The organism is Brucella rhizosphaerae (assembly GCF_002252475.1).
Taxonomy (GTDB): Bacteria; Pseudomonadota; Alphaproteobacteria; order Rhizobiales; family Rhizobiaceae; genus Brucella; species Brucella rhizosphaerae.
Window position 1 is genome coordinate 374,126 of record NZ_NNRK01000026.1, and the last position, 19,834, is coordinate 393,959.

Genomic DNA, 19,834 nt, shown 5'->3' on the forward strand with positions numbered 1-19,834 from the left:
CTGGGCTCGTCGGAAGTTTAAAGCATTTTCAGCAAAATGTTTTAATACAATGAGATAGAGCAGTTCCAACGATTAAATCTTAACAGGAATTGATCTAAGCGGACGGGTGTATCATGGGGCATTTTTCAAACAGCAGAAAGCTTGCAGCAGCAATTTCTGTTATAGTTTCAATGACCGCACCGGCCTATGCGCAGACTGTGCAGGCGGCGTTCGCTACGAAAGCTCCTCAAGTCCTTTTAATGGACGATAAGAGCGGTACGGTTCTTCTATCGAAAAACCCGGACATGAAAGTTCCGCCAGCATCTCTTGCCAAGCTGATGACGGCTGAAGTCGTTTTTGAAGCACTTGAAAAAGGCGAGACGACACTCGAGACAACATATCCCGTTACTGAATATGCGTGGCGAACAGGTGGCGCTCCTTCCGGTACTTCAACGATGTTTGCCCGGATTAAATCGACACCAACGGTCGCAGATTTGCTGCAAGGTATGATTGTGCAGGCTGCAAACGACGGTGCAATTGTTCTTGCAGAGGGAATGTCTGGCAGCGAGGTGGCTTTTGCGCAAAAGATGAATGAGCGTGCGAGAGAGTTGGGACTTACCGGCTCGAATTTCGTAAATGCAACCGGACTCCCCGCCACAGGGCAAACGGTAACGCTGTCTGATCTCATAAAGCTTGCACGCCATATTCATAGTGCGCATCCTGAACGATACCAATATTACGCTCAGCCAGCCTTCACCTGGAACAAGATCATGCAACGCAATCGCAATCCGCTTTTGCGGCTCGATATTGGTGCGGATGGTATGGGAACTGGCTACACCGAAGCATCCGGTTATGCTCTGGTTGGGTCGGCAGAGCAGAATGGACGCAGACTGTTTCTTGCAATGAGCGGTTTGACGAGCATCAAGGAACGTGAAGAAGAAGCGAAAAAGCTAATCCAGTGGGGCATGACTTCTTTCGATACTGTTAGTATTTATGCGGCTAATGAAGAGATTGGTGCGGCACAGGTTTTCGGCGGCTCGGCCTCAAGTGTTGCGCTGAAAGTCAAAGACGGCGTTGAACTGCTGCTTCCAAAAGAGGGGCGCGACAAGCTTAGGGCCCGCATTTCCTATGAGGGGCCATTGAACGCGCCTATTGAGGCAGAGATGCAAGTGGGAATCCTGCTGTTTGAACTCAACGGCAATGTCGTGCAGCAGATGCCACTCTATACGGCACAATCTGTTCCTGTTGGCAGTCTTTCTCAGCGGGCGATGGGGGCGGCGCTGGAGCTCTCCACGGGCTGGCTGAGGAAATATCTCTAAACCCTCCTCGACCTCACGCGCAAACGCCGATAAACAAGACAGAGCTTGTTTTAAGCTGAACTCAATTTTGCGGAAGCCAGTGTGACCGGATTGTTTATTACATTCGAGGGTGGGGAGGGTGCGGGTAAATCGACCCAGATCGCCTTGCTCGCGGAGCATCTTCGCAGCCTTGGTTTTGATCCATTGATAACACGTGAACCCGGTGGTTCCGCAGGGGCTGAAGCTGTTCGGCATGTGATTCTCAGTGGTAATGCAGAGAGCTATGGTCCGGCGATGGAGGCGTTGCTTTTCGCGGCTGCCCGCGCCGATCACGTAGATCAGCTGATCCGCCCCGCACTGGAAGAAGGCCGGGTTGTTCTTTGCGACCGCTTCATCGATTCGAGCCGTGCCTATCAGGGCGTTACTGGAAATCTTGATGCAACCTATATGGCAGCCATCGAACGTATTGCTATCGATGGTGCCATGCCCGACCTCACGATTATTCTTGATATACCGGCAGAAAAAGGGCTCTCACGCGCCCTCAAGCGTCGAGGTGCGGACGTTGCCGATCGTTTCGAGAAAGAGGCTATTGCTGTGCATGAAGCCCGGCGTCAGGCGTTTCTTGCAATCGCTGGAGCAGAGCCGGATCGTTGCAAGGTGGTGGATGCCGACCGGTCTCAAGACGCGATATCAGCGGATATCGTTGGTATCACAGACGAAATTTTGAAGAAAAGGGGACTTCTGTGATCGAAGAACTCGATGTCCCTAAAGCGCACGATTCCATTGAAGGCATCGCTGAACCTTCAGCAAGTGGTTATGTCACCGGACATGAAGAAATAGCGGCTTTCTTGGCGCAGGCCTATCGTGAAGGCCGTATGCATCATGCGCTGCTTTTTGAAGGTGCTCAGGGTATTGGCAAGGCAACGCTGGCGTTTCATCTGGCCGGTCACATGCTTGCCAATGGTGGTCGAACTCTGGCGCCAGAAACAATCGCTGCTCCGGATTTCAGCAAACCACTTTGGCGACAAATCGCAGGCGGTATGCATCCGGCTGTGCTGCATATCAATCGACCTTTCGACCAGAAGACAGGCAAGTTCAAGACAGGTATTCCTGTCGAGGAAATTCGCCGTGTCACTCATTTTCTGACCCGCACGGCATCGGACGGGGCATGGCGCATTGTGATTGTCGACCCTGCGGACGACATGAACCGCAATGCCGCAAATGCACTTCTTAAGACCCTGGAAGAGCCGCCAGCGCGAGCGATGTTCATTCTGATCTCGCATTCATCGGGACGGCTTTTGCCGACGATCCGTTCGCGCTGCCAGAGCATACAGTTCAAACCGCTCGGAAAGGATGCGCTAATGGATGCATTGGCACATATTGGTCCGAGTGTCGGGCTTGATGCGGACGGCATCACACAATCACTTCTCACGCGTTCGGAAGGCAGTGTACGCAAGGCACTGCTTCTGGTTGCCCATGGCGGCCTCGAAATCTCCAATACTGTAGATGCCATTCTGCAGGGGCAGATTTTTGATCTTCCAAAGGCCCAGACGCTTTCTGGTGTCCTGAATGGTCGCGAGGCGGAAGTTCAGTATGAACTGTTCCGCGACTATCTGTTGAGCCGTATCGCCGATGAAGCTCGTCGCTTTGCAGATTCGGGTCAGTTGCGTGAAGCTGACCAGTGGTCACGCTATTGGAGCGAACTCGTTCGCGAAATTTCTAATGCCGAGACCTACAATCTCGACCGGAAGCAGGCCGTTATGATCCTTTTGGAAAAAACGCATCGCGCTTTTCGATCTGGCATGCCTCCGCTTACGTGACATGCAGACTTAGTTGCGTTATGTCACCGCTAACGTTTTTTAAACATCACACTTGAAGAAGCCGGATTTCTGATGAGCCGCGAAAAATTCTATATCACCACCGCAATCGCTTACCCCAATGGCAAGCCGCATATCGGTCATGCTTATGAATTGATTGCGACTGATGCCATGGCGCGTTTCCAGCGTCTGGATGGCAAGGATGTTCACTTCCTGACCGGCTCGGACGAACACGGCATCAAGATGTTGCAGAGTGCGCGCAAGGAAGGCATTACGCCCCGCGAACTTGCAGATCGCAACACAGCAGCTTTCCAGCGTATGGGCGAGTTTTTGAACAGCTCGCACGACGATTATATCCGCACATCTGAAGAGCGCCACTACAAGGCTAGTCAGGCGATCTGGCAGGCAATGGCTGCCAATGGCGATATTTACAAGGGCGGTTATGCGGGCTGGTACTCTGTTCGTGACGAAGCTTATTATGGCGAAGAGGAAACTGAAGTCCGTGCGGATAATGTTCGCTACGGTCCTCAGGGCACACCTGTCGAATGGGTTGAAGAAGAAAGCTACTTCTTCCGTCTGTCAAACTATCAGGACAGGCTTCTCGAGCTTTATGAGAATAATCCTGGTTTCGTGATGCCGGCGGAACGTCGCAATGAGATCGTGAGCTTTGTGAAATCCGGTCTTAAGGACCTGTCGATTTCCCGCACAACATTTGACTGGGGTATCCCTGTTCCCGGCGATGAAAAGCACGTCATGTATGTCTGGGTTGACGCCCTGACCAACTACATCACAGCAGTCGGATATCCTGATACGACAGATGAAAAGTGGGGCTATTGGCCTGCCGATGCACATATCATCGGCAAGGATATTTCGCGCTTTCATGCGGTTTACTGGCCAGCATTCCTGATGTCAGCAGGTGTTCCGCTGCCAAAACGTGTGTTTGCACATGGTTTCCTGTTCAACCGCGGTGAAAAAATGTCGAAGTCGCTTGGCAACGTCATTGATCCGTTTGAACTGGTTGAGCGCTATGGCCTCGATCAGCTGCGTTACTTCCTGATGCGCGAAGTTCCGTTTGGTCAGGATGGCAGCTACAGCCATGATGCGATTGTCAACCGCACCAATGCTGATCTTGCCAATGACCTTGGCAATCTTGCTCAGCGTTCATTGTCGATGATTGCAAAGAACTGCGAAGGCAAGGTGCCGGTTCCTGGCGCGTTTTCTGATGCGGATAAGGCCATTCTCGATCAGGCCGATGCCGCACTGGAAACTGCACGCAAGGCGGTCGGCGATCAGGCGCTGCATATTGCGCTTGGCGCGATCTTTGCTGTCGTTGCCGAAGCAAACCGTTACTTTGCGGGGCAGGAGCCCTGGGCGTTGCGCAAGACCGATCCTGCACGCATGGGCACAGTGCTTTATGTGACGGCTGAAGTGATCCGTCGCGTTGGCATCATGGTGCAGCCTTTTATTCCGCAGTCGGCGGAAAAGCTGCTCGATATTCTGGCAATCCCAGCAGACAAGCGTCAGTTCTCTGACGTTGCGGCAAGCCCGCTTGTCGGTGGGGCAGAGCTGCCAGCACCGCAGCCGGTATTCCCGCGCTTTGTGGAAGCGGAAGAACAGAACTGAGCTGAATATGCTTGTCGATAGTCACTGTCATCTTGACTTTGCCGATTTTGAGCCCGAGCGCGACGCTGTTGTACAGCGTGCGCTTGATGCTGGCATCGAACGCATGGTCACGATTTGTACGCGCGTGCGCAAGTTCGATACGATCCTCGCACTCGCAGAGAATTACCCATCTGTCTATTGTTCGGTTGGGACTCATCCAAACAATGCGCATGAGGAACTCGACGTTACCGCCGATGACCTCGTGCGACTGGCGGATCATCCAAAGGTCGTCGCCATAGGCGAGGCGGGCTTAGACTATCATTACGACTATGCGCCACCAGAAGCCCAGCGTCAGGGCTTTCTCACGCATATCGAAGCTGCACGCCGCACACAGTTACCGCTCGTGATCCATGCGCGCAGTGCGGATCAGGATATGGCGGATATTCTGACAAGCGAAACCGCGAAGGGTGCATTCCCTTTCATCCTGCATTGCTTCTCGTCTGGCCGTGCATTGGCGGAAAAGGGCGTTGAACTTGGCGGCTATGTGTCCTTTTCCGGCATTCTGACTTTCAAGAACTCTGCTGATATTCGCGAAGTTGCAAGCATTGTTCCGCGTGACCGTTTGCTTGTTGAAACAGACGCGCCTTATCTCGCGCCGATGCCGCATCGCGGCAAACGCAATGAGCCGTCATTTGTGCAGCACACGGCCGCTGTTCTCGCTGAGACGATTGGTGTGAGTAGTGATGAAATCGCTGACATCACAAGCGAAAACGTCTTCCGGCTTTTTTCCAAAATGCCAAAGCCGCTAAAGTCGGCTGAGGAATAATCATCGTGGCAGTTTCCCGCAATTGCTTGCGTTTCACAATTCTGGGGTGCGGATCGTCCCCCGGCGTGCCACGTATCAATGGTGATTGGGGCAATTGCGATCCAGAGAATCCAAAGAACCGGCGTCGCCGCGCGGCCCTTCTTGTGGAGCGGTTCGACGATAATGGAAGAAGTACGGTCGTCGTTATCGATACTGGCCCGGATTTCCGAGCGCAGATGATTGATGCCGATGTGCCGTCGCTGGATGCTGCCGTCTACACCCATCCGCATGCCGATCATATTCATGGCATTGATGATCTGCGCACTTATGTTGTCGAGAACCGGCGCCTGATGGATGTCTATGCCAATCGTCTGACACGTAACCGGCTTTACGACGCCTTTGGCTATTGTTTTGAGACACCAGCCGGGTCGAACTATCCTCCGATCCTCTCCATGCACGATATTGTTGCTGAAACAGCTTTTTCGATTACCGGGGCAGGCGGGCCGATACGTTTTGAGCCATTCACACAGGTTCACGGCGATATTGAATCGCTTGGCTTCCGCATCGGCAACGTCGCTTACTGCACGGATGTTAGTGCTTTTCCGGATGAGAGCCTGAAATATATCCGTCATGCGGATGTGTTGATTATCGGTGCGCTGCAATACCGCCCACATCCCAGCCACTTTTCACTTGAGCAAGCGCTCGAATGGATTGAGTTTTTCGGACCAAAGCGGGCGATCCTGACCCATATGCACGTGCCACTCGATTACGAGACAGTCATGCGGGAAACGCCCGATAATGTCGAACCTGGCTATGACGGGTTACGCTTTGAAGTTCCGCTGTAGACACAGATATAATATTCAAAACAAAAAGCCCGCTGCGATATTTGCAGCGGGCTTTTTTGTTTCAAGCTCTAACGTTCGATCAGGCAGCCGAACCCTTGACCGGGAAAGGCATGACATTGCTGTTTTCGTCTTCAACCTTTTCAGACTTGTCTTCAAGCTGCAGGCCACCTGCACGAAGCAGATCGGAGAAACGGCCACCGCGTGCAGCCAGTTCATCGAAGCTACCACGTTCGACCAGATGTCCCTTATCCATGAACAGAACAATATCAGCAGAGCGAACAGTCGACAGACGGTGTGCAATGATGAATGTCGTGCGGTTATGGCTCAGATCATCGACAGCCTGCTTAACCTTTTCTTCGGTCTCGACATCAAGTGCACTGGTGGCCTCATCAAGTACCAGGATTGGCGAATCCTTGAGGATGGCTCGTGCAATAGCGAGACGTTGACGTTCACCGCCGGAAAGCTGCGAACCACGTTCACCAACAACAGTATCGTAACCGTCACCCTTCGCGAGAATGAAGTCGTGTGCGGCAGCAGCCTTTGCAGCCGCGTGGACCATATCATTCGTTGCATTCTCGTTGCCGACACGGATGTTCTCTTCAACCGAACGGTTAAACAGTCCCGCATCCTGGAACACAGTTGCAATCGCGTGGCGCAGTGAGCGGCGGCTGATAGTGCGTGTATCGGTGCCGTCGATCAGAATACGACCCGCGGCAGGATCAAATACGCGCTGAAGAATATTGATCAGGGTTGTCTTGCCTGCACCTGTAGGGCCGACAATAGCTACAGTCTGTCCCGGATTGACCTCGAAGGAAACGTCATAGACGCCCTGACCAGAATTCGGGAATTCGAAAGTTACATTGTCGAAAACAATGCCACCCTTCACGTTTTCAATGTCGGTTGCACCCTGTGGTTCCTGACGATCAGCGGTCGCGTCTTCCATTTCGAAGAATTCTTCGAGCTTTGCGCGCGCCGTTACAGTCTGGTTGATGAACGCGCTGATCTGATCAAGACGACCGATCATAAGCTGTGCGAAACCGATAAAGGCAATCACGTCGCCAACACGCATCTGACCTTTTGTCACGAAATATGCGCCAAGCAGCAGCACGATAACCATCGAGACCGTCGAAGCCATGCGGTTCAGACCGCTGGCAAGCGCCCACCAGTTGAGAACCGGGAACTGGACGTTTTCGAGATTCTTCGCATAATCGCGCAGCGACTGTGTTTCAGAAGCGATACGGTTATAGCTTTGCACAACCGAAACGTTGCTGATGGTATCGCTGACATGTTCAAACAGCTTGTGGTGGTGCTTTTCGACTGCGGCCTGACCATCTTTAGTCTTGCGCATGACGAGCTGGCCGATCATCACATAGATGACACCAAGCACGATCAGCACCATGGACATACGCATATCCATGCTCATTGCGACTGGAATAAGCGCGACCAGAGCCACAACAGTGGTCAGGTGCTGGCGCATGAATTCAAGCCAGAGTGTGAAGAGGGAGTCGGTTGCACGGATCAGTGTATGCAGCGCGTTCGATGTGCCGCGCTTCTGGTGCCACGAAAGCGGCATGGTGATGATGCGCTCATAGGAGTCGATCATTACGCCAAGACGGCGACGATGGGCGAGGCGATCTGCACCGCGCGCTACGAACACCGCTGCAATAATGTTGAACGCGCCAAGTGCGGCCCACATGGCAAGCTGCGTAACGATATCTCCCTTGTCCGAGATAGCCTGAATGACCCGACCAAAAAGGATCGGTTCGGCCAACATGACAAGGGCAACCAATACGCTTGCAATACACATAGTTATCGTCGCAGCCTTCTCAGCCGCAAGATATTCCATGGCACGCCAGTAGATTTTGAGCAATGACACCTTTGCACTCCCGCTCGTTCTATTTCACTGGACTAAATGGTGCAGTCCCGTTGTTCTATCAATATGCAATGAAGGCAAGAAGTGGCGAATACGTGTTAAGATTGACCATAAATTAAAAATGCATGTAACCGAGCGTGAAGATTCATAGCCGCATTCCTATTCTTTGCGGGTGGTTCTCGCGTTATCAAAACAGCGGCAGATTGTTGTTTTCCCCAATTTAGCCTAGTAATCCGCCCTTGGCGCGTCTATTGACTGATTTAAAGCGCATCTCGAAAGACCGAAAAGAGCTCTCGGATATAAGACGCATAAAAAGTCAGGCACGCAGGTTCGTGCCCAAAAAAGTATTGATCGGGTTTTTCCATGGCAGGCGTTGAACAGAAGAGTGTGGCTGCAGACGAGACGGGTATGCGTCTTGATCGCTGGTTCAAGGTCCACTTTCCCGGACTAGGGTTCGGACACCTGCAAAAATTGCTGCGTTCCGGTCAGATCCGTGTTGATGGCGGTCGCGCCAAGTCTGATACTCGTTTGCAGGGGGGGCAGTCGGTGCGCATTCCTCCGCTGGAGGTCGACGAAAAGGCCGCTGGACCAATGACAGCGAAAACTATCCGCAGTCAGCAGGATGGTGATGTTCTCAAACAGATGCTGATCTATGAAGATCCGAAGGTTTTTGTTTTCAACAAGCCTGCGGGTCTGGCAGTGCAGGGCGGTTCAGGTCTTGTCCGCCATGTTGACGGCATGCTTGAAGCCTGGCGCAACAAGCGCGGTGAGAAGCCGCGTCTGGTGCACCGCATTGATCGTGATACATCTGGTGTTCTGGTGGTGGCACGCACGCGCGGCGCAGCACAGGCGCTGACTGCATCATTCAGAGAACGCGACACCAAGAAAACCTATTGGGCATTGGTGAAAGGCGTTCCGCGCAAGCGTGAAGACAAGATTTCAACCTGGCTCGTAAAAGAGCAGACGCCGGATGGCGACAAGATGCGCGTTTGCCAGCATGGCGAACCTGATTCCGATCATGCAGTTTCCTTTTATCGGATTATCGAAAAGATCGGTAACAATCTGACATGGCTGGAGATGGAGCCTTATACAGGCCGCACCCACCAGCTTCGTGTTCATGCAGCACATATCGGCCATCCGATCATCGGCGACCCGAAATACTTTGAAGCAGATCAGAACTGGGAATTTCCGGGCGGCATTCAGAAGAAGCTGCATCTGCATGCGCGCCGCATTCGCATTCCCAATCCTGCAGGCGGTATCATCGATGTGACGGCACCTTTGCCGCCGCACATGGTGCAGTCGTGGAACTTGCTTGGCTTCGACGAGGCAAACGCGGAAGATTAAAAATGTCGGGTGCGGGCGGAGGGACGGCTCAAGGCCGGGCGTCATTTGATGGACTGGCGATCGCGCTCGTTATGTTCATCATGTTCACATGGGGGCTTAACCAGGTTGCTATCAAAATCGGCAATCGCGGTTTCAACCCCATGCTCATGGCCGCAGGTCGTGCGGCATTGGGTGGCCTGTGTGTTTTTCTATGGTGCTACTGGAAGCGTATTCCGCTTTTTGGACGTGACGGAACGCTGAAGCCCGGAATTCTGGCGGGTCTGCTTTTTGGTGTTGAGTTCGTCCTGATTTTCCTTGCGATGGAGCTGACCAGTGTTGGTCGCGTCACGTTGATGATGAACGTCATGCCTTTCTGGGTGGCTATTGGCAGCCATTTCCTTTTGGGCGAACGCATGTCCATGCGCGCTTTCATTGGAATGTGTGTGGCATTTCTCGGCGTTTTTATTGTCTTCTCTGATCACATCAGTCGCCCCGGTCCCTATGCAGTTTATGGCGATCTGCTTGCCCTTATCTCCGGGATGCTGTGGGGTATGACAACGCTCGTTATCAAGCGGACCAAGCTTGCAAGTGCTGCACCCGAAAAGACACTTCTTTATCAGTTGGCAGTGGCAGCACTGGTACCATTGCCATTCATGTCGTTGAGTGGTCCATTGATCCGTGATCCGGATTTGCTCTCGGTACTGTCATTTCTGTTTCAATCAATGTTTGTGGTAGCTGTGACCTATCCACTTTGGTTCTGGATGGTGCGTCGCTATCCGGCGTCCAAACTGTCTAACTTTGCGTTTCTCACACCTGCTTTCGGTGTGCTGTTGAGTGGTCTCTTGCTCAATGAACATCTGGGTTGGAAAATCTTCGCCGCTCTGGCCCTGATCGGGCTGGGTCTGCTTATCATCAATCGACCCGCTAAAGCCGGAGCTGCCCGATGAAACTCGTTCTCTTTGATTGTGACGGCACGCTTGTCGATAGCGGTGACACGATTCACCATTGTATGGCGGCAAGCTTTGTCGATGCAGGACTGGAGCCGCCTGCAATTGCTCAGACACATTCAATCATTGGTCTTTCGCTGCCGCTTGCCATTGCGCAATTGCTGGGCAAAGACGTTGATGATCAGGTGAGTTGGCTCACGCAGCGCTACAAGGAAAATTTTGTGCGGCTGCGTCAGACGCCAGATTTCTCAGAGCCGCTGTATGATGGTATCTTGCCGCTTCTCACAGAGCTCGGCAGCCGTGATGATCTTCTGCTCGGGATTGTCACTGGCAAATCTCAACGCGGCGTTCGATCAGTGTTTGAACGGCATGGCATTGGACATCATTTTCTGGTCATTCGCACAGCAGATGATTGTCCGTCCAAGCCACATCCTGCCATGGTGCTTGAATCTTGCGCTGAAATGGGGATAGAACCACATCAAACAATCGTAATCGGGGATGCGATTTACGATATGCAGATGGCACGTTCAGCGGGAGCGCGGGCTGCGGGTGTTTCGTGGGGTTATCACGACCGTAACGCGCTCGTAGAAGCCGGTGCTCAACATGTCCTGAACAAGCCCTCAGAACTCCATGCTATCCTGCATGAAATGGATGCGTTGGCTTCGTAGCAGGCCGCGAACGATAGCTGAAAGAACTGGACAATATTATGCGTGACACCCTGAGCGATCCTCAATCTGAAATGCCGATTTCCCAAAAAGACCCAGTGGCTCGCTCGCAAGAACTGATGCGTACGCCGTTGCCAAAGCGCTTTTACGAAAAGGCCGAGGTCGCTGAAGTTGAAGGCGGTTTTACAGTCCATCTCGATGGACGTCCGGTCAAAACTCCGGCGCGTGCTGTTTTGCTTCTGCCAACGGCATCGGCTGCCGAAATCGTGGCAGAAGAATTTCGCGCGCAGGAAAAAGTTATTGATCCATCCAAAATGCCTGCAACGCGCCTTGTAAACACGGCCATTGATGGCATTGCGCAAGACCCGCAGGCCGTTTTTGAAGATATCTTGCGTTTTGCCGGCACTGACATGATCTGCTATCGGGCCGCGACCCCTAAAGAGCTGGTTTCCCGACAGACCGAGCATTGGGACCCGCTGATTGATTGGGCTGAAGGCCTTGGCGCACGCTTCGCACTCGCTGAAGGCGTGATGCATGTGGAGCAATCACGCGAAGCAATCACAGCCTACGGTATTCACCTGTCTAATTTCCAGCATCCGATTGCCTTGGCATCGCTTCATACCATGACCACACTGACTGGCTCGGCGCTCATCGCGCTGGCAGTTGCCAAGGGTGAGATATCCGTCGAAGACGGTTGGACACGCGCGCATATCGATGAAGACTGGACGACTGAGCATTGGGGTGAGGATGCTGAAGCGCAGGCTCGTCGCAAGACGCGCAAAAGTGAAATGATGGTTGCGGCCCGAGTGTTGCAAGCGCTCTGATTCTTATTCAAATAATGAATATAGTATATTGATAATAATAGAAAACCCGGCTTTCGCCGGGTTTTCTTTCGCGTGCTTCAGCACGTCGTTCCCCTCGGTAACTTGCATAACCAGGGTGGATGCCAAACCAGATGGTGGCATCCACAGTTTTGGTTAAACCGAGTAGTACATGTCGAACTCGACTGGATGCGGCGTTGTTTCATAACGCATCACTTCAGCCATTTTGAGTTCGATAAAGCTATCGATCTGATCGTCTTCGAACACGCCGCCAGCCTTGAGGAACTCGCGATCCTTGTCGAGCGACTGCAGGGCTTCACGAAGTGAACCACAGACCGTTGGGATCTTCTTCAGTTCCTTTGCAGGCAGATCGTACAGATCCTTGTCCATAGCCTGACCTGGATGGATCTTGTTCTTGATACCGTCAAGACCAGCCATCAGCAGTGCTGCGAAGCAAAGGTATGGGTTTGCTGCCGGATCTGGGAAGCGAACTTCAAGACGCTTCGACTTCGGCGACGAACCGAATGGAATACGGCAGGAAGCCGAACGGTTGCGAGCCGAGTAAGCCAGCAGAACCGGAGCTTCATAACCTGGGACCAGACGCTTATAGGAGTTGGTCGAAGGGTTGGTGAATGCGTTCACAGCCTTGGCGTGCTTGATAACGCCGCCGATGAAGAACAGGCAGTTTTCCGACAGACCGGCATATTCGTTGCCAGCAAAGGTTGGCTTGCCTTCTTTCCAGATCGAAAAGTGAACGTGCATGCCCGAACCGTTATCGCCGAAAACTGGCTTAGGCATGAAGGTTGCTGTTTTGCCATAAGCATTGGCGACCTGATGCACAACATACTTGTAGATCTGCATCTTGTCAGCGTTGCGAACGAGCGTGTCGAACTTGACGCCGAGTTCGTGCTGAGCCGAAGCTACTTCGTGGTGATGCTTTTCGACGGTTACGCCCATTTCCGTCAGAACGGTGAGCATTTCCGAACGCATATCCTGCGCGCTGTCGATTGGCGGAACAGGGAAGTAACCACCCTTGACACGTGGACGGTGACCGAGGTTGCCCGTTTCATAGTCGGTGTCGTCGTTCGACGGCAGTTCAGTTGAGTCGAGCTTGAAGCCTGTGTTGAACGGATCAACCTTGTACTTCACATCGTCAAAGACGAAAAATTCAGCTTCAGGACCGACGTAAACAGTGTCGCCGATGCCGAGCGACTTCATGTAGGCTTCAGCCTTCTTTGCAGTCGTGCGCGGGTCGCGGCCATAAGCTTCACCCGAAATCGGATCAAGAATGTCGCAGAGAATTACCAGCGTGGACTGAGCGAAGAACGGGTCAATATGAGCCGTATCCGGATCTGGCATGAGAACCATGTCGGATTCATTGATGGCCTTCCAGCCAGCAATCGAAGAGCCGTCAAACATGACGCCATCAACGAACATTTCTTCGTCTACGAGGCCGATATCCATCGTGACGTGCTGCAGCTTGCCCTTTGGGTCTGTGAAGCGGAGGTCAACAAACTTGATGTCGTTGTCTTTGATCTGTTTCAGAATGTCATTGGCAGTCGTCATTTTAGTATCCTGTTTGCACGACGATGGTCGGTAGGCTGGTTTTATCAGATAGCATCCACGCCGGATTCACCGGTACGGATACGGATAACTTCTTCGATATTGGAAACGAAAATCTTACCGTCGCCAATACGACCCGTCTGGGCTGCCTTGCGAATAGCTTCAATGGCGCCATCGACGGTTTCGTCGGCGACGATGACTTCGACTTTCACCTTGGGAAGAAAATCGACGACATATTCCGCACCGCGATAAAGCTCGGTGTGGCCTTTCTGACGGCCGAAGCCCTTGGCTTCAATTACCGTAATTCCCTGCAAACCAACTTCCTGAAGGGCTTCCTTCACTTCATCGAGCTTGAAAGGTTTAATGATGGCTTCGATCTTTTTCATCAGAGAATGGTCTCCGCTCTTGTTCGGAAATGGGCATCGTGCCCGTTTCGCTGATATAGAAGCATGAACTGTGCCAACTTGGTACGTGCTGGCCAATTTTTTTAAGCTCGACGCTTTTTCAAGTAAATTTTCCCGAAATTGCCGTATGGTTCCCATTGAAAAGAGCGCTATTGTCGAGGCTAGCGCATTTTCAATAATTTCAGAAGTCCAACTTTCTTTGTCGCAGAGTGGCATTAATATTGTCATCTAGACAAGGTGATCTGTGTGAAAGATTTTAAACAGGGTTTCGATCTCGTTAGTAGTGACTAAAAAATAGACAGATTGCCAAGAAGTTAATCAATCTTGCATTGATGCAACTGCTGCGAAATTAATCACCTGGTGAATTTGAGGGAAGAGCGTGCCATGTTCGAACTGCTGACACCGGAAGAAATGGCACGTGCGGATAGCCTTACAATTGATGCCGGTAGACATGACGGTTTTTCTCTTATGCTTGCGGCAGGTCGTGCGGTGGCAGATGTGGCTCGACGCATGTTTATCGGTAAGGGGCCGATCGCGGTTCTTTGTGGGCCGGGAAACAATGGAGGCGACGGCTATGTCGCCGCGCAATTTCTGCTCGAAGCTGGACGTGATGTCATTTGCTTCGGTACGGCACAACCTCGTCAGGAAAGCGATGCGATGCGTGCGCTTCTCTTGTACCAAGGCGAAGTCCGCGAATTAAGCGCGTTAGTACCAGCAGACTTTATCGGTGTCATTGATGCAATCTATGGTGCTGGCTTAGTGCGCCCTGTGGAAGGGGCAGAGGCTCGCGTTATAGAAGCGGTCAATACGTCGAATATTCCTGTGCTCGCGGTAGATTTACCCAGCGGCGTGTCTGGCGAAAGCGGGCAGGTTTTTGGAACGGGAATTCAGGCGCGAGCGACTGTAACATTCTTCCGGAAAAAGCCTGGACACCTTTTGCAACCGGGGCGAAGCCATTGCGGCGTACTTCATGTCGCTGATATAGGCATCTCAGACGATGTCCTCGACAAGATAAGCCCCAGGACCTTTGAAAATGCTTCTGAGCTGTGGCGAAACCATTTACCCACACTTTCAACCAACGCTCATAAATATAGCCGCGGCCATGCGGCAGTATTTTCCGGGCCTGCGCATTCAACTGGCGCTGCACGCTTGTCAGCAATAGCAGCGGCGCGAAGTGGCGCCGGGGCGGTAACATTGCTTTCTCCACCCGATGCTCTTTCAATCAATGCAGCGCATTTGACGAGCATCATGGTGCGAGAAACACGCAATATCAAAGATATTGAAGCATTTGTGATTGATCGGAAGGTCGCTGCCTGTGTGCTTGGTCCGGGCTACGGCAGTCCCTCATTCGCACGTGATAACGCTTTGATGTTGTTGGCGGCTGCAGATGGGCGCGCCGAAAATTTAAAAGGACTGGTGCTGGATGCCGACGGCATTACCGCATTTGAAAGCAAACCCGACCAACTCTTCAATGCGAAACGCAGCGCACAGACTGCTCTCGTCCTCACACCACATGAAGGTGAGTTTCGGCGTATTTTTCCAGATATTGCGGCTGAGAATGGCCTGTCCAAGACTGATAAAGCACGGAAAGCGGCGAGCCGCGCACACGCGGTGCTGATTTATAAGGGACCTGACACGGTGATCGCCGCGCCTGATGGACGAGCCCTTATCAACGCGAATGGAACGCCGTTTCTGGCAACCGCCGGATCGGGTGATGTACTATCTGGCATCGTTTGTGGGCTGCTATCTCAGGGAATGCCCGCCTTTGAAGCGTCAAGCGCTGCCGTATGGGTTCATGCCGATGCCGCTCGACGTTTTGGGCATGGGCTTATCGCGGAAGACTTGCCAAATCAGTTGCCCGCAGTCTGGTCAGACCTGGATCGTTCAGCCTTGGATTAGAGCGCCGTTTTGATTCAATCAGATAGAACCGTGCTCTAACGTCGCGAGCTGCGGCTGCCCCCAGTTCCAACGTCTACCGAGATGCTGCCGGAAATGGAAACATCGGTATTACCAACACGAAAATTTTTCCATGTTCCAGCGGGCTGAGAGTTAGGTTCCGGCGCAGGTGGAGGAGCCGAAACGATCGGCTTCTGTGGTTCTACGCCGGGAAGACCCGTAGGAGAGAGGTCGTTTGCAAAAGCGCCTGCTGATAATGCTGTTGAAAAAACAGCAGTAAGTATAAGTAGTCGCTTCATAATCATGCTACCTCACTTCACACTCTATCCGCGACAGCTTCCAAAAGCTGTTCAACCATTTCAAGAGTAAACTCGTCATAATGAGAGATGACGCGGCTCGGTTCATAATGCTGGACCGGTAGGTCAGTATAACCGAAATCGACTGCGACGACAGGAATACCTGCAGCCTTGGCGGTATCTATGTCCGTACGGCTGTCTCCAACCATCACGGCAAGGTCACGGTTTCCGTTGGCTTTCAGGATGGTTTCCGTCAGATGACGCGGATCAGGCTTTCGGAAGGCAAATGTGTCGGCGCCACAAATCGCAGCAAAACGATGCGCTTCACCCATTGAAGTCAGCAGCTTGATCGAAAGAGCTTCAAACTTGTTCGTGCACACGGCAAGCGTGTATCCGTTCGCGCTAAAGCGATCCATAGCTTCCAGAACGCCGGGATAAAACGTCGAATGACCTGGCATATGAGCTGCATAATGTTCACGGAACTCTTCGACCAGATGATCGAGTTTCACATCGTCAACCTGCCTTTGTTGCGCAGCAAAGGCGCGCTCGATCATGACACGGCCACCTTGTCCTACGAACCGGCGCAAGGAATCCTTGTCCGCAGTTTGCAAACCTGAAATCGCAAGACAATGATTTAAGCTATCCAGAAGGTCAGGTGCTGTTTCAACCAGTGTGCCGTCGAGATCGAAAACAATGATAGGCTTGGAACTTGCAGCGGACATATGACTTCCTTCGGGAACGATATTTGCGAGCGCATTGCTAACCGATGTTTCAAATAGGCTAAACTTCGCTCGGAAACGAGGGCATATCGCAAAAATCGCGATATTTTGTATTGAGAGCTTTGTTGCGTTGCTAACGCATGCTAGACGCGTTTCCGGAGCCGGATGAGAATCCGCTGGGAAATCGGGAATTCAGGCATGGATGAAGCACGCAAGCTGAAGATCGCCGCCGCTGCAGAGGCATTGACGCACGTCAGGGACGGAATGCGTCTGGGAATTGGAACCGGTTCTACGGCTGAAGAATTTGTGCGGTTGCTCGCAGAAAAAGTAAGTGACGGGTTTAAGATCATCGGTGTGCCGACTTCTGAACGTACTGCTGTTCTTTGCGCTGAACTCGGTGTTCCTCTGACCACCCTTGAAGAAACTCCACACCTTGATCTGACGATTGATGGTGCGGACGAGTTGGATGCCAATCTTACCCTTATCAAGGGTGGTGGTGGTGCGCTGCTGCGCGAAAAGATCGTTGCGGCTGCTTCCGACTCAGTGATTGTTATCGCGGACGGATCGAAAGTGGTTGAAACGCTTGGCCGTTTTCCTTTGCCAATTGAGGTCAATCGCTTTGGCCTTGGCGCAACTTTGCGCGGTATTGAAATGGCTGCTTCGCAATGCGGCCTTGCAGGTCCACTGGTCCTGCGGTTAAAAGATGGCACGCCGTTTGTAACAGATGGTGGACATTATATCGTGGATGCATCTTTTGGCCGCATTCCCGATCCAAAGATTCTTTCTGACGCTCTATTCGCCATTCCAGGTGTTGTAGAGCATGGACTTTTCATCGGACTGGCGAGTGCCGCGGTTATCGCAGGCGCTGACGGTATCCGAACCATGAACCGGCCTTGATGCGCCGACACGAATTGTTTGAACGGAGTACCGACCATATGATCCCGGCAACTGGCTTCCGCCGTCTGATTGCACCGTTTTCCGCACTCGTCCTGATGTCAGGCGTTCATGCGGCCTCTGCTCAGGAGATTTCCGCATCTCATCTGGAAGCTGCACGTGCAGCGATCTCCTCGATCAATGCCACTGAGCAGTTCGATGAGATTCTGCCGAGTGCTGCGCGCGCCCTCAAGGGCGAGCTCATTCAGAAAGACCCAAACCTTGAAGCACTCATCACCAAGACGGTTGATGACAAGGCGCTGGCTCTCGCTGCTCGCCGTGCAGACCTCGAAACCGAATCTGCCCGCGCTTACGCCAACGCTTTCAGCGAAGACGAACTCAAGGCTATTTCTGCTTTCTACACGTCGGACGCTGGCAAGAAGCTTCTTGCAGAAGGTCCAATCGTGACACGCGAAGTCGTGAAGGCTGCTAACATGTGGCAGAACGGCATTGCACGCGATCTGGCAACCAGCGTTGCTGAAGTTCTCGCAGCCCAGGCTGGTGCAACAGCTGCTCCTGAACAACCAGCTCAGCAGTAATTGTTCGCAGTAAACTAAAATTTAGAAGCCCGGCGACTTGGCCGGGCTTTTTCTTTTGCCTACATATAGTTCAACATTTGACTTTGAACGGAGAACACCATGGCCGACTACGATTATGATCTTTTTGTTATCGGCGGTGGCTCCGGTGGCGTGCGAGCAGGGCGTCTCGCTGGCGCCATGGGCAAAAAGGTCGGATTGGCCGAAGAATATCGCATGGGCGGCACCTGTGTCATTCGCGGCTGCGTTCCAAAAAAGCTCTTTGTTTATGCTTCGCAATTTCCCGAGCATTTTGAAGATGCAGTTGGATATGGCTGGGATGTCGGCAAAAGCAGCTTTGACTGGAAGAAGCTGATCGAAGCCAAGGACAAGGAAATCTCCCGTCTCGAAGGACTTTATCGCAAAGGGCTGGAGAATTCCAAGGTTGAGATTTTCGCCAGCCGTGCCGAACTGATTGATGCACATACAATTGAACTGAAGGCAGACGGACGCCGAGTGACCGCCGACCAGATTCTAATTGCGACAGGTGGTCATCCGAGTGTGCATGACGCTTTGCCAGGCAATGAATATTGCATCAGCTCCAATGAAGCGTTTCACCTTGAAGAATTGCCGAAATCGATCGTCATTGCTGGCGGTGGCTATATTGCAGTCGAATTTGCCAATATTTTCCATGGTCTCGGTGTGGAAACCACGATGGTTTATCGCGGTAAGGAAATTCTCTCCCGTTTTGATCCAGATGTCCGGCATCTGCTTCATGAAACGATGGAAGCAAAGGGCATCCGCATTATTTGCGGCGCAGTTTTTGAGAATGTTGAAAAGCAATCAGACGGCAGTCTCGACGTCTCATTGACGAACGGCGAGACGCTGAATGTCGGTCAGGCTATGATGGCCATTGGGCGCAAGCCGAATACGCAGGGCCTTGGATTAGATAAAGCCGGTGTTAAAACCGATGCACTAGGCGCAATCGAGGTGGACGACTATTCACGCACCAGTGTTTCCAATGTCTGGGCAGTCGGTGATGTCATCAACCGCGTGCAGCTGACACCTGTGGCAATCCACGAGGCCATGTGCTTCCTTGAAACTGCCTTTAAGGATAATCCAACCAAGCCTGATCACGAACTGATTGCAACAGCGGTTTTCTCGCAGCCAGAAATCGGAACCGTAGGGTTGCCGGAAGACGAGGCTGCAAAGAAGTACCCTGAGCTGGAAATCTATCGCGCCTTGTTCCGCCCAATGAAGAATACGCTGTCGGGCCGAAACGAGAAAATGCTGATGAAGCTCATTGTAGATGCCAAGAGCCGCAGGGTTATAGGTGCGCATGTAATGGGTCCGGATGCAGGTGAAATGGCGCAGCTTCTCGGCATTTCGCTTAAGGCCGGTGCAACGAAGGATGACTTCGATCGGACTATGGCAGTTCACCCAACCGCGGCCGAAGAACTGGTCACAATGTACAAGCCTACCTACCGCGTTGTTAACGGCGAAAAAGTCGAAGGCTAGTATTGAATCTGTGCA

Annotated in this window: 18 protein-coding genes; 14 read left to right on the top strand and 4 right to left on the bottom strand. The window is 52.4% G+C overall.

Annotation, left to right across the window (positions count from 1 at the left end; all coding sequences use genetic code 11):
* Positions 1-113: 113 nt before the first annotated feature.
* From CEV32_RS11170 to CEV32_RS11195, 6 genes are all read left to right on the top strand, one after another.
* On the top strand, positions 114-1,298 hold the full coding sequence (locus tag CEV32_RS11170) for a D-alanyl-D-alanine carboxypeptidase family protein (protein ID WP_094577190.1): 1,185 nt from the start codon (positions 114-116) through the stop codon (positions 1,296-1,298).
* Positions 1,299-1,379: 81 nt separating this feature from the next.
* On the top strand, positions 1,380-2,024 hold the full coding sequence (gene tmk / locus CEV32_RS11175) for a dTMP kinase (protein ID WP_094577191.1): 645 nt from the start codon (positions 1,380-1,382) through the stop codon (positions 2,022-2,024).
* Positions 2,021-3,097 (top strand): DNA polymerase III subunit delta', encoded by a 1,077-nt coding sequence (locus CEV32_RS11180; RefSeq protein WP_094577192.1) that lies wholly within the window; start codon positions 2,021-2,023, stop codon positions 3,095-3,097. Before tmk ends, CEV32_RS11180 begins: the two co-directional genes overlap by 4 nt.
* Before the next feature lie 72 nt (positions 3,098-3,169).
* Complete coding sequence (gene metG, locus CEV32_RS11185; protein ID WP_094577193.1) at positions 3,170-4,717, top strand: methionine--tRNA ligase; 1,548 nt, start codon at positions 3,170-3,172, stop codon at positions 4,715-4,717.
* 7 nt (positions 4,718-4,724) lie between these two features.
* The gene (locus CEV32_RS11190; protein ID WP_094577194.1) at positions 4,725-5,522 is read left to right on the top strand and encodes a TatD family hydrolase; all 798 of its coding nucleotides are present in this window, start codon (positions 4,725-4,727) and stop codon (positions 5,520-5,522) included.
* 5 nt (positions 5,523-5,527) lie between these two features.
* Positions 5,528-6,346, top strand: a complete 819-nt coding sequence (locus CEV32_RS11195; protein WP_094577195.1) for an MBL fold metallo-hydrolase — start codon at positions 5,528-5,530, stop codon at positions 6,344-6,346.
* Between the two features lie 79 nt (positions 6,347-6,425).
* On the opposite strand, the gene CEV32_RS11200 is transcribed toward CEV32_RS11195, so the two are convergent.
* Positions 6,426-8,222: a glucan ABC transporter ATP-binding protein/ permease gene (locus tag CEV32_RS11200; RefSeq protein WP_094577196.1), complete on the bottom strand. Its 1,797-nt coding sequence runs from the start codon at positions 8,220-8,222 to the stop codon at positions 6,426-6,428.
* A gap of 360 nt (positions 8,223-8,582) precedes the next feature.
* On the opposite strand from CEV32_RS11200, the gene CEV32_RS11205 reads away from it, so the two are divergent.
* Genes CEV32_RS11205 through CEV32_RS11220 form a run of 4 tightly spaced genes read left to right on the top strand, consistent with a single transcriptional unit; the run spans position 8,583 to position 11,978 of the window.
* A complete protein-coding gene (locus CEV32_RS11205) occupies positions 8,583-9,563 on the top strand; it encodes an RluA family pseudouridine synthase (RefSeq protein WP_094577197.1) in 981 nt (326 codons plus the stop codon).
* A gap of 2 nt (positions 9,564-9,565) precedes the next feature.
* Positions 9,566-10,489, top strand: a complete 924-nt coding sequence (locus CEV32_RS11210) for a DMT family transporter (protein ID WP_094577198.1) — start codon at positions 9,566-9,568, stop codon at positions 10,487-10,489.
* The gene (locus CEV32_RS11215; protein ID WP_094577199.1) at positions 10,486-11,157 is read left to right on the top strand and encodes an HAD-IA family hydrolase; all 672 of its coding nucleotides are present in this window, start codon (positions 10,486-10,488) and stop codon (positions 11,155-11,157) included. The genes CEV32_RS11210 and CEV32_RS11215 overlap by 4 nt, the downstream gene beginning before the upstream one ends.
* 38 nt (positions 11,158-11,195) lie before the next feature.
* Positions 11,196-11,978: an ATP12 family chaperone protein gene (locus CEV32_RS11220; RefSeq protein WP_094577200.1), complete on the top strand. Its 783-nt coding sequence runs from the start codon at positions 11,196-11,198 to the stop codon at positions 11,976-11,978.
* A 153-nt stretch (positions 11,979-12,131) separates the two neighbouring features.
* On the opposite strand, the gene glnA is transcribed toward CEV32_RS11220, so the two are convergent.
* Together glnA and CEV32_RS11230 are read right to left on the bottom strand one after the other, a co-directional pair.
* The gene (gene glnA / locus CEV32_RS11225) at positions 12,132-13,541 is read right to left on the bottom strand and encodes a type I glutamate--ammonia ligase (protein ID WP_094577201.1); all 1,410 of its coding nucleotides are present in this window, start codon (positions 13,539-13,541) and stop codon (positions 12,132-12,134) included.
* Positions 13,542-13,585: 44 nt separating this feature from the next.
* Complete coding sequence (locus CEV32_RS11230; RefSeq protein ID WP_007874909.1) at positions 13,586-13,924, bottom strand: P-II family nitrogen regulator; 339 nt, start codon at positions 13,922-13,924, stop codon at positions 13,586-13,588.
* A 402-nt stretch (positions 13,925-14,326) separates the two neighbouring features.
* Between CEV32_RS11230 and CEV32_RS11235 the strand changes: the two genes are divergently transcribed.
* Complete coding sequence (locus CEV32_RS11235; protein ID WP_094577202.1) at positions 14,327-15,841, top strand: NAD(P)H-hydrate dehydratase; 1,515 nt, start codon at positions 14,327-14,329, stop codon at positions 15,839-15,841.
* A 313-nt stretch (positions 15,842-16,154) separates the two neighbouring features.
* Here the strand turns inward: CEV32_RS11235 and CEV32_RS11245 are convergent, their stop codons facing one another.
* On the bottom strand, positions 16,155-16,856 hold the full coding sequence (locus CEV32_RS11245; protein WP_094577204.1) for an HAD family hydrolase: 702 nt from the start codon (positions 16,854-16,856) through the stop codon (positions 16,155-16,157).
* 195 nt (positions 16,857-17,051) lie between these two features.
* Between CEV32_RS11245 and rpiA the strand changes: the two genes are divergently transcribed.
* The 3 genes from rpiA (at position 17,052) to gor (ending at position 19,819) form a co-directional block, all read left to right on the top strand.
* Positions 17,052-17,750, top strand: a complete 699-nt coding sequence (gene rpiA / locus CEV32_RS11250; protein ID WP_094577205.1) for a ribose-5-phosphate isomerase RpiA — start codon at positions 17,052-17,054, stop codon at positions 17,748-17,750.
* Between the two features lie 38 nt (positions 17,751-17,788).
* Positions 17,789-18,325, top strand: coding sequence for a DUF2059 domain-containing protein (locus tag CEV32_RS11255; RefSeq protein ID WP_094577206.1), 537 nt, complete (start codon positions 17,789-17,791; stop codon positions 18,323-18,325).
* A 99-nt stretch (positions 18,326-18,424) separates the two neighbouring features.
* On the top strand, positions 18,425-19,819 hold the full coding sequence (gene gor / locus CEV32_RS11260; RefSeq protein WP_094577207.1) for a glutathione-disulfide reductase: 1,395 nt from the start codon (positions 18,425-18,427) through the stop codon (positions 19,817-19,819).
* Positions 19,820-19,834 lie beyond the last annotated feature (15 nt).

Excerpts from the sequence above, each read along its gene's own strand:
- CEV32_RS11235 (WP_094577202.1), top strand. The coding sequence starts at position 14,327 with ATGTTCGAACTGCTGACACCGGAAGAAATGGCACGTGCGGATAGCCTT.
- CEV32_RS11230 (WP_007874909.1), bottom strand. The coding sequence starts at position 13,924 with ATGAAAAAGATCGAAGCCATCATTAAACCTTTCAAGCTCGATGAAGTG.
- CEV32_RS11255 (WP_094577206.1), top strand. The coding sequence starts at position 17,789 with ATGATCCCGGCAACTGGCTTCCGCCGTCTGATTGCACCGTTTTCCGCA.
- CEV32_RS11220 (WP_094577200.1), top strand. The coding sequence starts at position 11,196 with ATGCGTGACACCCTGAGCGATCCTCAATCTGAAATGCCGATTTCCCAA.
- CEV32_RS11215 (WP_094577199.1), top strand. The coding sequence starts at position 10,486 with ATGAAACTCGTTCTCTTTGATTGTGACGGCACGCTTGTCGATAGCGGT.
- rpiA (WP_094577205.1), top strand. The coding sequence starts at position 17,052 with ATGGATGAAGCACGCAAGCTGAAGATCGCCGCCGCTGCAGAGGCATTG.
- gor (WP_094577207.1), top strand. The coding sequence starts at position 18,425 with ATGGCCGACTACGATTATGATCTTTTTGTTATCGGCGGTGGCTCCGGT.
- CEV32_RS11245 (WP_094577204.1), bottom strand. The coding sequence starts at position 16,856 with ATGTCCGCTGCAAGTTCCAAGCCTATCATTGTTTTCGATCTCGACGGC.
- CEV32_RS11190 (WP_094577194.1), top strand. The coding sequence starts at position 4,725 with ATGCTTGTCGATAGTCACTGTCATCTTGACTTTGCCGATTTTGAGCCC.
- glnA (WP_094577201.1), bottom strand. The coding sequence starts at position 13,541 with ATGACGACTGCCAATGACATTCTGAAACAGATCAAAGACAACGACATC.
- metG (WP_094577193.1), top strand. The coding sequence starts at position 3,170 with ATGAGCCGCGAAAAATTCTATATCACCACCGCAATCGCTTACCCCAAT.
- CEV32_RS11170 (WP_094577190.1), top strand. The coding sequence starts at position 114 with ATGGGGCATTTTTCAAACAGCAGAAAGCTTGCAGCAGCAATTTCTGTT.
- CEV32_RS11205 (WP_094577197.1), top strand. The coding sequence starts at position 8,583 with ATGGCAGGCGTTGAACAGAAGAGTGTGGCTGCAGACGAGACGGGTATG.
- CEV32_RS11210 (WP_094577198.1), top strand. The coding sequence starts at position 9,566 with ATGTCGGGTGCGGGCGGAGGGACGGCTCAAGGCCGGGCGTCATTTGAT.